Below are 13,041 nucleotides of genomic sequence, written 5' to 3'. Positions count from 1 at the left end.
CAAAATTTGAAATTCCTAATTGGGCGCAACCTTAATGGTGTATACCCTGCCCTCCGAAGTTGATGAACAAACCTGCGAAGATGAAGCGCTTAGCTGGTGGGCCAACCTGCATGCTGCTGTAAGTGCCGGTTTCGCCGGGGTTGCTGGCATAGCGGTAGCCGAACACCTGGTTGCTGCCCAGCAGGTTTGTGGCCGAAACATACAGCACTGTAAAGTTGCCCAGGATGTTGGTGAGGTAGCTTGCATTAAAGCTTAAGTCGTTGTAGTTGGGTGTTCGGCCCTGGTTAAAACCTGTCTTGTTCGGGTTGTGGTAAGGCCGGCCGCTGGCAAAAGAGTAAGTGGCACCAAACTGTGTTTTCAAACCAGGTACAAAATGCTTGTATACCACTGCCAGGTTGTGTTTAGAGGCAAAGGTTGGCACAGCCTGTTTCGGGTAATCGCGGTAATTACGGCGTGTGTCCAGCAACGAGTAAGAAACCCAGTAATCGCCGTTCTTTATACTTTTGCGGTCTCTCCAGAACAGGTCTAAGCCCTTGGCAAAGCCGTTGCCGCTGTTACTATAACTACTGGGTAAGTATGGCTGATCGGTGTTATACTTTGTAAGGTGGTTATACTTTTTGTAGTAGGCCTCTGCCCTGAAGGTGCGGTTATCTTTCTGGCGCTGGTAGTTGATGATATAATGCATGGCGTTCTCGTAATTCAGATTATCGCTTATCTTCAGAAACTGCGCCTCCGGCAACTGGTAAAATTGTCCGAATGCCGCTGAGATCTGCCCGTGCTCACCTGTTTTATAAGCCACTGAAATTCTCGGGGCCACATTTGCCTTGTCCAGCAAAGCGGAGTATTCTGCCCTCACACCTGCGCGTGCCACTAAACTATTACTCAGGTACCAGTCGGCTTCTGCAAAATTGGCTGTTAAGGCCTCATCAAAACCAGAAGTTATACTTTTTGCATTTTCGTTTCGCTGATACTGTTGGTTGTAGCGGCGCAAGGTTAATTCTGATCCAAACTTAATCCAGAGCGGTTCTGCCAGTTGATGCTCTAAGGTTGCTTTGGCCTGCACGGTGTTGTCCTGCTCTGCTATGTCCTGCTCTGCTATGTCCTGCTCGTCAACTTGTATATTATCGGTGTTGTGCATGTAGCTGATGCCGGTGTGCACAGTCCATTTATCTGCGAGTAGCTCCTGGTAAGTAAGGTTGCTGAAGAAGTTACGGTTATCCAGCTCTACAGCGTTTGCAGTGCCCTCCGGGGTATCCTGCGATAGTGCCAGCTTTGATCCTGCGTAGCTGCTGTAGGCTTTTAGCATACCTGTTTCGGAAGTTTTGTGGCGCAGCACAAGGGAACCGCCTTTGCTTTCTGGGGCATGTTTCCAGTCGATGTTCTGCTTTACAAGACCAACATAAGGTGCCAGATTGGTGTAGTCGGCGGTTAAGGCAAGGGAGGTGTTTTTCCAGCGTTGGGTATGTGATGCTCCTAAACCAATAGACATAATAGAAATGCCTGTTTCTGTTTTCTCGGGTAGGCCATTAGTTTTAAGCATCAAAGCTGAGGATAGTGCCTGACCATACTCGGCAGAATAGCCACCGGAGCTAAACGTAGTGCCGGAGAACATAAAAGGAGAGAAGCGGCCTCGTGCCGGCAGATCAGGCACAGAAGAGTTGTAGGGCTTTTGCACCAGCAGGCCATCAATAAATGTTTTGGTTTCGTAGCTATCGCCACCACGCACAAACAGTTTGCCCTCTTCGCCTACACGCTGTGCGCCGGGCAAGGTGTTAATGGCCCCATAAATATCGGCAGTAGCGCCGGCAGTGGTGGCAATATCCAGGGAGCTGAGTATGGTGCTACGTTTTTCGTCGCCGGCCTCAAAAGCACCAGCGGTTATGGTAACGGCATTTAGCTGACTTAGCTTTTCCTTTAGCTTAAAGTATACTTTTGCCTCGCCTACTGCAGCCAAGTTTATACTTTGCTCTTGCTGTTCATAGCCCAGAAAACTGGCTATAACGGTTTGTGCACCTGTGGCGGTAGTGGTAAAGGTAAATGAGCCGTCGGTGCCGGAGGAGGTGCCATCGTAACTATCTTTTACAAATACATTTGCCCCGATAACAGGCTGGCCTTTCGTGTCAAGCACTTTTCCTGTAATGGTTTGTTGCTTTTGCGCCAGAACCAACATCGGTGCCAGCCAGAAGATAATTAAGATGCCTGTGTATATCCTTTTCATAGTCACTTTGTTTAAATTTCTACTCAAAGGTGCACAGGGATTCAACCTGTTAAAATTTAAACACGACGAACTGTCGGATAAGGTGGATGAGTTGTAGTAAGAGCCGTATTTAGCAGAATCAAGTAAGTATGTCTGGCTCCGGATTTGGAACAATCTATACTTTAAAGGAGTATAACCTTACCGATACCAGGACTAAATCGGTCCTATTTTATTACTCACATCTAATTTTAATCCTGAATTTTATGAACATCCTAAATAGAAAAGTTAAGGGGATTGCTGTTGCTATACTTTTTTTAGGCGTATGTGCCGTTACTGACACGGCGGTAGCGCAGAAGAAAGATAAAAAACAGAAAACGCAGCAAACAGAAACACAGACACAGTCACCTCAGATGCAGCAGCAAACGCAGCAAAGCGGCAACTTCTCTGATGGCGACTTAAAGCAATTTGCTGACGCAAGCAGCCGCCTGATGGTTATCCAGCAAAACGGTGAGCAAAAAATGCTGAAGATACTAGAGGAGGAAAAGCTGAGTGTGGATAAGTTTAACGAAATGGCGCAGGCGCATCAGCAACAGAAACTCTCTGAAGTTGGCGCTACAGTAGAGGAAACGGCAGCTTTTAACAAAGCGGCGCAGCGAATGATGGAGCTGCAGCCGGAAATGCAGAAAGAAGTAGAAACAGCTATCCAAAAAGATGGCATGACCCTGGAAAAGTATGAGCAGATCATGATCGCCTACCGACAAGACCCGGCACTACAGGAAAAGATTAACAAACTAATGACGCAGGAGTAATTAAGCTACCTTGTAAACAAAAAACGCCCGCTGATTTCAGCGGGCGTTTTTTGTTATACTTTATTTATTATTTCTGAGCTTCAGCTGGTGCATCGCCACGAGCAAACTCCACAATCCGGAATGTCCTGTTGCGACGGTCATAGTAGCCGTAGTGCAATTTGTCGCCGTAACGGTAAACTGTTTTCAGTTCTGGCTCGGGCTTTAGTTCCTGCTCATAAGTTTCCACTCTATCCTGCAGCACTACCGGTTCTTTGCCTTCTTCGGTTGTTACTTTAGTTAAGCCATCTGCCGTAATCACCGACCTGAAGTAGGTGCTTATACCCGGACCAGATGGCAAATTGCCTCCCTGGTTATATGGGTCGTAAAAGTAGCGGCTGTAGTATGGCGAATTTAGGTAATAACTCGGGATGTTGTAGGCAGGCACCCAACGCCCTGGTATCATCATCATGCCACGCGATGTCTGCACATAGCGGTCTGGTGTGCGTACCATACGATTTCTATCCTGCCCAAAAGGGTTGTTATTTGCTTCCGGCGCCTTGTACGAGCCAATGGTTAGCTGTAGCGAATTATCTGCATAGGTATCCACAGTTATCGCCGGTACTCCGCTAGCCAGGTTCTTCATTACCTTAGAAGTTTTCTCAATCACAGTATTATCCGGAGAAAAGATAGCCTTGGCGCCACGCTGGTAAACTGGCGTAGATTTGATAGCAATTTCTTCGTCGCCGGTATAGCTATACTCTTTTATAGGTTGCAGAGTGTTAAAATCGTAAGCAGCCAGGTTAAACTTGTCCTTCTCCATGTTTACACGGAAAAGCATGTTCTTGTACAGGAAAGAGTTAAAGCTTGGCGAATTGCGCTGCTCAATAGCCGGCAGAGTGCGGTAAGCTGTTTTGCCGGTGTTCCAGTCCAGTGTCAGTATCTCGGTAGTGGTTTCGTCGCTGCCTTTGCCTCTTAGGTAATAGCCGTCAAAAATCATGTGTATCTTATCGCCTGCAGAGTAGATCTTGCTGCGGTGGTAGCCGGTAAACACGTTATGCTGCATATCCGGGTGCACATAAATCATATCCGATTCACGGGCATGGCGCTCACGGGTGCGCGGCATTTCTTCCGACTTAAACACTTTATGCTCCAGGTGCGCCACATCTGTGTAAGAGTCGCGGTACAGGTGCATGTTGTTGTCTTTGTCGGTGTAGAGCATATAAAAATGGTCCTTGTCTCCGAAGCCGCCTACAAATGTTACGTTGCGCTCCAGGTCAATCTGCTCGTCCTGCAGGCTGCGGAAAGCGCCTGTTTCGCGGTTAATGGCAAAGGGGCGCAGGTACTCACGGCGGCCATTTACATAGCGGTTGTAAAACACGAATTCATCTTCGGTAACGCGGGTACCCAGCAATTGTGGCTCCTGCGAAAAACGATACGGGATCTGGTGTCGGGCTATTTGCTTTCCATCTGCCGAAAGTAAAGCAAAATGCAGCTCACGGTTCTGGTAAAAGTAAATGCAAACATTGCCATAGTCATCGGCCAGGGTAACTAAATCCTCGGCACGGTTCATGGGCAACTCAATGTTGGCGAACTCCTGCTGAGCATTTGCGGCAAAAACCGTTACGCCAGCCAGAAGTATACTTAAGATTAGTTTACGCATAGTATAAAAACTTGAGAATTATACTTTTACAGATAACAAATTTCTAGCCAAAGTATGCAAATAGGCAGTTAAAGCTATACTTTTATAAGTATAAGTAAGTTTGGTGGAACGAACAAACAAAAAGCCCGGCCAAAAATGACCGGGCTCCTGTATAAGTGTAAACCCTGTTAAAACTCTGCGTTCTGCGGTGTTCTCGGGAAAGGAATTACGTCGCGGATGTTGCCCATACCAGTTACAAACTGCACCATACGCTCAAAGCCCAACCCGAAGCCTGCGTGCGGGCAGCCTCCGAAACGGCGCGTATCCAGGAACCACCACATGTCGTCCGGGTTAATGCCCACAGCCTTCATGCGCTCTACCAATATATCCATACGTTCCTCACGCTGCGAGCCACCCACAATCTCACCAATGCCTGGAGCAAGTATGTCCATGGCAGCCACAGTTTTGCCGTCGTCGTTAAGGCGCATGTAAAAAGACTTGATATCCTTCGGATAATCCGTTACGATCACCGGCTTCTTAAAGTGTTTCTCTACCAGGTAACGCTCGTGCTCACTCTGCAGGTCAACGCCCCACTTTACTTCGTACTGGAATTTCTTCTTCTTGTAGTGGTTTGAGTTCATCAGAATGTCGATAGCCTCGGTATAGGTTACACGCTCAAAATCGTTGTTCACCACAAATTCCAGTTTCTCGGTCAGGGTCATTTCCTGGCGCTCGTTCTGCGGTTTGTTCTTGTCTTCCTCTGCCAAACGCTGCTCTAAGAACTCAATATCCTCGCGGTTGTTCTCCAGCGCATAACGGATGACATATTTGATAAACTCCTCGGCCAGGTCGGCGTTCATTTTAAGGTCGTAGAAAGCCATCTCCGGCTCAATCATCCAGAACTCGGCCAAGTGACGCGTGGTGTTGGAGTTCTCGGCTCTGAACGTAGGGCCAAAAGTATAAATATCGCTGAAGGCCATGGCTGCCACTTCGCCCTCCATCTGGCCCGAAACCGTTAGGTTAGTAGCGCGTCCGAAGAAATCCTCTTCAAAATTGATGTGGCCGTTCTCTGTGCGTGGCGGGTTTGCAATATCAAGCGTAGTTACCTGGAACATCTCACCGGCACCTTCTGCATCCGAAGCTGTGATGATAGGCGTGTGCATGTATACAAATCCTTTCTCGTTGAAGAACTTGTGTACGGCAAAAGCCATGGTGTTGCGTATGCGGAACACAGCGCCAAAGGTGTTTGTTCGTAAGCGCAGATGTGCTATCTCACGCAAAAACTCCAGCGAGTGCGCCTTTTTCTGAAGCGGGTACGTTTCCGGGTCGGCTTTGCCCAGTACTTCTATACTTGATGCCTGTATTTCGAAGGCCTGGCCTTTGCCCTGAGAGGCAACCAGAATACCGGTTACGGCAATGGCCGCACCTGTGGTAACGTCCTTTAAAGTCTCTTCGCTAAACTTTTCGGCATCGGCCACTACCTGCAAATTATTTATCGTAGAGCCGTCGTTCACGGCGATAAAATTCACAAACTTATTCCCGCGCTTTGTGCGCACCCAGCCTTTTAGCAGTACCTCCTGGTCTACTGCGGCACCCTGTAGCAGATCTTTTACTTTTGTGCGTTGCATGTATAATGGTTAATTGCCTGTATCAAAGGCATAAAATATCTTTTAAAGTATAAACTTACAATCAATTACATGTAAAACCATGGATGTCTGTATTGTAAACAGTAACAGGAGCCAGGCTATCAGTTTATACTTTGGATCATACCTAAGCTTTTGATTTCAGCGTTTTTTATAAAATCCCTCAAAGTAACGATATTTTAACCTTTTTTGTAAATGAGAGTAAAATTATCCTAAATTTGAAGGTGCACTAACCCGCATTAAATTATTCTTCTAAAATTATGCAGCGACTCGATTTAAGACAGCTTTTATCTCAGAAGTTATCGCCGCAGCAGATACAATTTATCAAGCTGCTGCAGATACCTACTGCTGAGCTGGAGATGCGCATTAAAGAAGAATTGGAAATAAACCCTGCCCTGGAAGAAGGCCGCGAAGAAACGGCAGACGAATACAGCGATACCGACGAGTACGAAGACGACTATAACAAGGACGAAGACCTTGACATAAACGACTACCTGAACGACGATGAGATAAGCGGCTACAAGATGCAGGGAGACCGCGGCGGCGATGACGACGATGACCGTGAAATGCCGATTGCCATGTCGTCTACGCTGACTGACTCGCTGATGGACCAACTGGGCTTTTTGAGCCTGGACGATAAACAGTATAGCATAGGAATGCAGCTGATCGGAAGTATAGATCATGATGGCTACATTCGCCGGGAGCTTAGCTCTATTGCCAACGACCTTGCTTTTTCGCAAAACATCGAAACCACCGAAGAAGAGATTGAGCAGGTGTTGCACCTGATCCAGACTTTTGACCCGGCCGGTATTGCTGCGCGCGACCTGCCAGAATGCCTGTTGCTGCAACTCGAGCGCCGCGAGCAGGACGAAACCACAGTGCTTGCCGAGCGCATTATCCGCGAAACGTTTGAAGAGTTCAGCAAAAAGCATTACTCTAAAATCCAGAGCAAGTTTAATATTTCGGAAGATGAGCTGAAGCAAGCCGTTGACCTGATCATCAGGCTAAACCCAAAACCGGGTGGAGCAGGGGCCAGTATGACGCGCGTGCAGTACATCATCCCGGATTTTATACTTAACAACAACAACGGGGAACTAGAGCTGTCGCTGAATGCACGCAATGCCCCTGACCTGCGCATTAGCCGTTCTTATGCCGATATGTTCGATGCCTATGACAAGTCGGATAAAAAAGACAAGAAGCTGAAAGAGACAGTAACTTTTGTGAAACAGAAGCTGGATGCGGCCAAGTGGTTTATAGATGCCATTCGCCAGCGCCAGAATACGCTGCTGCGCACCATGGAGGCCATCATAAAATACCAGCACGACTTCTTTCTGGAAGGCGACGAAAGTATGTTGCGCCCGATGATCCTGAAAGACATTGCCGAAGAGATCGGTATGGACATTAGTACCGTAAGCCGCGTGGCCAACAGCAAAGCCGTGCAAACAGAGTTCGGTATTTATCCGCTTAAATATTTCTTTTCAGAGGGTATCGCCACAGATTCTGGCGAAGACGCCAGCAGCCGCGAGGTAAAGCATATTCTTAAAGAGATCATCGATAGCGAAAGCAAACGCAAGCCGCTCTCTGACGAGAAAATAGAGAAAATGCTGAACGACAAAGGCTACAACATTGCCCGCCGCACCGTAGCTAAGTATAGAGAGCAGCTAAACATACCGGTTGCCCGCCTCCGTAAAGAACTTTAATATAATTGTTGATTGTTAAATTATTGATTGTTAAATTATTGATTGTTTAATAATTAAGCCCTTTCTAACTTTTTACCTTTTTCACTCTCTAACTCTCTAACTATAAGTGAACCGTTCCCTGGCGCAGGCGCTGTCTGTTGTTTTCCATCCGCTGCTGCTGCCCACCTACCTTTTTGCGTTTATACTTTACTACATGCCGGCTTCCATGCTTACACTGCCGTTAGAGAGCCGCTGGGTAGTATTATGCATGGTGGTTTTGTCTACGTTTGTAATACCAGGGCTAGGGGCTTATACAATGGTGCGAACCGGCCAGCTCGACTCGCTGGAGATGAGCAAACGGGAGCAGCGTGGTTTGCCTTTGCTGTTTACAGGCGTTTGCTATACTTTAACCGCTTACCTGTTGTATAAAGTATCTGCACTGGATGAAGTCTTCTTTTTTATAATGGGCCTGATAGCGGTTTCTGTTTTTCTGACATACTTTGTGTCGCTGTTCTGGAAGGTAAGTGCTCATAGCGTGGGCATGGGTGGAGCCTTGGGGTTGCTGCTGGTGCTTAACCGCTTGATGCCCGATGGCTCTATTACCATGGCTATTATCGTAGTTATTATACTTAGCGGGGCTGTGCTATCAGCCAGGCTGGCCTTGCATGCGCATACACCGGCACAGGTTTATACAGGGTATGGGGCAGGGTTTTTACTCACGATCGTTATAGCTTATTAAAAGCATAAGGCGCCCTTGTTGTAGAGCGTCTTATGCTTTTAAGTATAAACTTCAGCTGCTATTGCTTCACAATTCTTCTGGTAACGTTGGCATTATTATCGTCGGTGATGCGCACCATGTAAACACCGGCAGGTAACTTGCTTACATCTATTATTGTTGTAGCATTTAAGCTATGCTGCTCAAATACTTTCTGACCGGTAAGGCTGTAGATATTCAGGTTGGCGTTGCGAACCTTAGCAGCATCCAGAGAAATACGCAGGCTGTTTTGCACCGGGTTAGGGTATACTTCAGTTGCCTTTGCAAGCATATCATTGACAGCGCTGGTTACGGTGATGGTAGTAAAGTTAGAGTAAACGAAACGCTCCGTGTTAACAAAGGCTTCTTCACTGTCAGAATATTCCTGGAAGATTATCTGTGTAATATCGCCGCTACTGTCTCTGGTAACAGTGGCCTTTGCTTCAGTATCGCGCACCCAGCTATTGGTTTGGCCTTCGTAGGTCTCTATAAGTGTTCTCACTGTCGTGTTTGATACATAGGGTTCGCCGGATGTTAAGTCTGTTGTAGTTGTGCGCAGATTAGGAGTAGTTGTAGTGCCTTCTACGTTATATTCCGTTTCTACTATAGTACGCGTTTGGGCAGCTGCGTCCTGGCTGTACTGGTATTCATACTTATACTTGTTCCATACACTATTCACTCTATCGTATTCTTCTAAGAAATAACTACTTCGCTCGTAAGTGCTGCCAACATATGTGATAGCAGTTTCTTTCTCCTGCTCAACCCAATTGGTGCCTTGTCTCGAGTATGTAATAATGCCAGTGGGTCTGTTGTCGCTGCCGGTATAGCTGTATGCTATACGCTCAGATAGCTCCCAGCCGTTAGTTTCTGCCCCTGGTATCGCAGAGTAAACTTCAGCCACTGTTTCAGTAACGCGTCCGTTTAATTTTGTAAAAGTGCTTCTTTCTCCCAGCATCAATACCCAAATATTGTTGCTCCATACATACATGCCAAAGCTTTTTAACAAGTTATCCTCAAACTCAATGGTCAATCTGCCTGCGTTAACCCATGCACTGTTAACCCACTCTTTACTGATGAGCTCTGTTGGTATACCCTGGCTGTTATACACATAGGTGTACTGCGTGCTGTTTACGTTGGCAGGCAACTCTATCTCAGTGGCAGTTTCTATCTGTCCGCGAGTGTTAAAAGTATAGTTGATCCGACCTTCATCTACCCATTGGTTATCTTCTCTCCAGGTGGCATACGTTTCGGTTTGGGCAACCCTTATTGTCTGGTTTGTTGAGATGCGGGCATTATCTGTTGCAGATAGATTTTGGGCGCGTTCCAACGCAGCCTTTATTACAGGATTATCCAATGAGGGAGGTAATTTTTGAGCCTGAAGTATAGGGCACAGTAGAAATGCTGCTGCGAACAGCAGAAGTGTAAAACATTTTTTCATAGTAATATATAGTTTATAGGTTTGGTAGCGATCTTAGCTATTGCATAGCCTTGACTATCAGATAAAAACCTGATATTTGTTAAGGCAAAGATAAGAAGTAGAAGAATAATTTTTATTAAATAAATTATAATATTTATAAAATAAATTAACAAAGTATATACACAGTATAGTATAATCTGTGGCTTGTCAAAAGCATCTGATTTAGTAACTTTGAGTATCTATAAAAAATAAAAAAACATGACTTACGAGTGTTTACTATATGAAGTACAAGAGGGGGTAGCCACCATTACCCTAAACAGGCCGGATGTTTTTAACGCCTTTAACGACCAGCAGAGTTACGACCTGCAGGATGCCCTGAAACAGGTAGCCCGTGACGAGCAGGTGCGTGTGGTGGTGTTAACGGGTGCAGGAAAAGCGTTCTGCTCCGGGCAGGACCTTAAGGCTATTGCCAGTGCCAGCAAGCGCGATTTATCAGAATCGTTGGAGAAGCGCTATAACCCTATTATACGTGCCATGCGTAACCTGCCAAAACCAATTATCTGCAAGTTAAACGGTGTGGCTGCCGGCGCCGGCTGTTCACTTGCCCTGGCCTGTGATCTGGTAGTAGCATCAACCGCTGCAAGTATGATAGAGGTATTCGTGAACGTTGGATTGGTGCTGGATTCAGGATCTTCTTTCTTTTTGCCGCGCGTGGTGGGCTCTCTAAAAGCTTTTGAGCTAAGTACGCTAGGCTCTAAAGTAACAGCCGAGGAGGCGCTGCAACTGGGCATGGTAAATAAAGTGGTAGCCCCGGAGGAGTTGGATGCAGCTGTAGCTGAACTGGCTGCACGTTACGCTGCCGGGCCTACCAAAGCAATTGGCCTGATGAAGAAGATGCTGAACAAGTCTTTTAGCTCTACCTTGGACGAAATGCTGGACTACGAAGCCCACTGCCAGAAAATTGCCGGTAACTCCGATGACTACAAAGAAGGTGTTACTGCTTTCAATGAAAAACGCAGACCTCAATTTAAGGGCGTATAAGTATAAAAGCTATACTGTAAGGAAGCCAGCCACCGTGCTGGCTTTTTTTATGCTAAGTTTTATCCATGCTATACTAAAATTTATAGTTATTATACTCTGTAAGTGAGTGGTTTATGTGCTTAATAGAATGCTATTGCATATATTTATATAAGCCTTAACATTCTGATAACCACTTAAATAACTTACTATGAAAAGAGAAATTTACATCTGGTTCCTGCTGATTGTTGCCATTGCAGTCGTTAACCCTGTTAGGGCACAAAACTGCAACGACTACATGTTACTTAACAATAACGCCACTTACGAGATACTAACCTACAACAGCAAAGACAAACTTGAGAGCCGGGCTACCTACCATGTCAAGAATGTGAACCGGAATAATGGAAAGCTGGAGGCTACCATCGAAACCAAAGTATACGATAAAAAGGAAAAGCTAAGCTCGGAGGGCGAGTTTACGGTTGGGTGCGATGGCGGTGCTATTTCGATGGATATGCGCTCTATGATGAACCCGGACATGATGGAGGCATACAAAAACATGGAAGTAAGTATGGAGGGCAACAAGATGCTTTACCCTGGCAACTTGCAGGCAGGCCAGAAACTGGAAGACGGTACCATGACGGTAACCGTAAAGGATAAAAGCAGTGGCCAGAACATGAGTACCATGACCATGAAGATAATGGACCGCACAGTAGAGGGCAAGGAAAGTATAAAAGTGCCTGCCGGAACATACAACAGCTTTAAGATAAGCCAGAATACTGAAATGGAGAACCGGGCCATGGGTATGAAAATGCCAGGCATGCGTGTGCAAACAGTAGAGTACTATGTGCCTGGCATTGGCATGGTGCGCTCAGAGACTTATCGCAATGGTAAGCTAATGTCTTACAGTGTGTTGAGTAAAGCGAATAAGTAAGTGCGTTATAGCTATAAAAATGCAAAAGCCGGCTATAGATGTATGCTATAGCCGGCTTTTGCATTTAAAGATTGTACTAGCGTAGCTGTATGATCTTTTTTCTGCCGTTTACAGTTACTTCGGCAATCTTGTCGCAGGGCTCTCCACCAACCGGGTCGTAGTTAAGGGAAAGTATGCCGCCACGCTCATTCGTTATAGTTAGCACTCCGGCAACAAAATTCCTGGCGCATCCAGGGGCAAGTACTTTCTTCAACGGCTGCTCAATAACAGCTGTATAAGCCACACCTCTGCGGTTTACACCAGAAGCTTCTCCGGTAATCAGCCACACATCATCTGATATGCGCGGAGTGTCGTAGCCGGCAATTTTTTCAATTATTCTGTTTGCCTGCCAGGTAGCTGTTCCGCGTGGTGTAGTTAAACTTGCACCGGTTACCACCACGCTTATTTTTCTGTTTCCCAGGTAAGTCTTAACCTTGGTGCCTGTTAATTGGTTATCGTTTACAAAATAGTTTTGCGGGGTGATAGTTACCGAAGAGCCTACTTCTCCATACTTTCCATCAAACACAGCTATTATTTTTCCGCGTCGGTTCAAGCCATCGCGGCAAGTGCAGTTGGTGGTGCCAAAATCGATGGTAAGGGTACGGGTGTCTCTGTTATAAGAAGAGGTAGCGCAAGCAGGTAAACTCTCTGCAAGAGCCATGTTTCCTGCCAGTAAAGGCTCCGCTGCAGAAGCATCTTCCACATAGGCATCAACCGATGTAAATTCTCCTTCTGTAAGTGCATTGTCTTCCGCAGACTCTGCTTCGATGGCGGCTTGTGACTCATCTTCGCGCTGGCAGGCTGTAAATGTTAGCGTGCTTCCCAGCAGCAACATCAATAGAGATAACAGGTTATTTTTCATGGGTTATACTTTTATGTAGCGCTTAGATGAGCTTAACAAGTAAATGTTAAATCTTTAACGAAGTATAATATACAA

The 13,041-nt window shown here is 46.2% G+C and carries 10 protein-coding genes; 5 read left to right on the top strand and 5 right to left on the bottom strand.

Annotation, left to right across the window (positions count from 1 at the left end; translation table 11 throughout):
- Positions 1 to 31: 31 nt before the first annotated feature.
- Positions 32 to 2,218: a TonB-dependent receptor gene (locus K0O23_RS03430; RefSeq protein ID WP_219875992.1), complete on the bottom strand. Its 2,187-nt coding sequence runs from the start codon at positions 2,216 to 2,218 to the stop codon at positions 32 to 34.
- Between the two features lie 242 nt (positions 2,219 to 2,460).
- Between K0O23_RS03430 and K0O23_RS03425 the strand changes: the two genes are divergently transcribed.
- Positions 2,461 to 3,006: a DUF4168 domain-containing protein gene (locus K0O23_RS03425; protein ID WP_219875991.1), complete on the top strand. Its 546-nt coding sequence runs from the start codon at positions 2,461 to 2,463 to the stop codon at positions 3,004 to 3,006.
- A 67-nt stretch (positions 3,007 to 3,073) separates the two neighbouring features.
- On the opposite strand, the gene K0O23_RS03420 is transcribed toward K0O23_RS03425, so the two are convergent.
- Entirely contained in the window at positions 3,074 to 4,645 is a 1,572-nt protein-coding gene (locus K0O23_RS03420) for a hypothetical protein (RefSeq protein WP_219875990.1), read from the bottom strand.
- Positions 4,646 to 4,812: 167 nt separating this feature from the next.
- Positions 4,813 to 6,252 carry an asparagine--tRNA ligase gene (gene asnS, locus K0O23_RS03415; protein ID WP_219875989.1) on the bottom strand — a complete coding sequence of 480 codons (1,440 nt, stop codon included), beginning with the start codon at positions 6,250 to 6,252 and terminating at the stop codon, positions 4,813 to 4,815.
- A gap of 275 nt (positions 6,253 to 6,527) precedes the next feature.
- On the opposite strand from asnS, the gene rpoN reads away from it, so the two are divergent.
- Together rpoN and K0O23_RS03405 are read left to right on the top strand one after the other, a co-directional pair.
- Positions 6,528 to 7,967: an RNA polymerase factor sigma-54 gene (rpoN, locus tag K0O23_RS03410; RefSeq protein WP_219875988.1), complete on the top strand. Its 1,440-nt coding sequence runs from the start codon at positions 6,528 to 6,530 to the stop codon at positions 7,965 to 7,967.
- Between the two features lie 106 nt (positions 7,968 to 8,073).
- A complete protein-coding gene (locus K0O23_RS03405) occupies positions 8,074 to 8,685 on the top strand; it encodes a hypothetical protein (RefSeq protein ID WP_219875987.1) in 612 nt (203 codons plus the stop codon).
- 58 nt (positions 8,686 to 8,743) lie between these two features.
- On the opposite strand, the gene K0O23_RS03400 is transcribed toward K0O23_RS03405, so the two are convergent.
- The gene (locus tag K0O23_RS03400; RefSeq protein WP_219875986.1) at positions 8,744 to 10,138 is read right to left on the bottom strand and encodes a T9SS type A sorting domain-containing protein; all 1,395 of its coding nucleotides are present in this window, start codon (positions 10,136 to 10,138) and stop codon (positions 8,744 to 8,746) included.
- A gap of 237 nt (positions 10,139 to 10,375) precedes the next feature.
- Between K0O23_RS03400 and K0O23_RS03395 the strand changes: the two genes are divergently transcribed.
- Both K0O23_RS03395 and K0O23_RS03390 read left to right on the top strand, forming a co-directional pair.
- Positions 10,376 to 11,158 (top strand): enoyl-CoA hydratase-related protein, encoded by a 783-nt coding sequence (locus K0O23_RS03395; protein ID WP_219875985.1) that lies wholly within the window; start codon positions 10,376 to 10,378, stop codon positions 11,156 to 11,158.
- A gap of 187 nt (positions 11,159 to 11,345) precedes the next feature.
- Positions 11,346 to 12,065 carry a TapB family protein gene (locus K0O23_RS03390; protein ID WP_219875984.1) on the top strand — a complete coding sequence of 240 codons (720 nt, stop codon included), beginning with the start codon at positions 11,346 to 11,348 and terminating at the stop codon, positions 12,063 to 12,065.
- A 76-nt stretch (positions 12,066 to 12,141) separates the two neighbouring features.
- On the opposite strand, the gene K0O23_RS03385 is transcribed toward K0O23_RS03390, so the two are convergent.
- The gene (locus K0O23_RS03385) at positions 12,142 to 12,966 is read right to left on the bottom strand and encodes a hypothetical protein (RefSeq protein WP_219875983.1); all 825 of its coding nucleotides are present in this window, start codon (positions 12,964 to 12,966) and stop codon (positions 12,142 to 12,144) included.
- Positions 12,967 to 13,041 lie beyond the last annotated feature (75 nt).

This window comes from Pontibacter aydingkolensis (assembly GCF_019443125.1).
GTDB classification, from domain to species: Bacteria; Bacteroidota; Bacteroidia; order Cytophagales; family Hymenobacteraceae; genus Pontibacter; species Pontibacter aydingkolensis.
The sequence above is the reverse complement of the archived record's forward strand: the minus strand, read 5'-3'. Positions and strand labels throughout refer to the sequence as shown.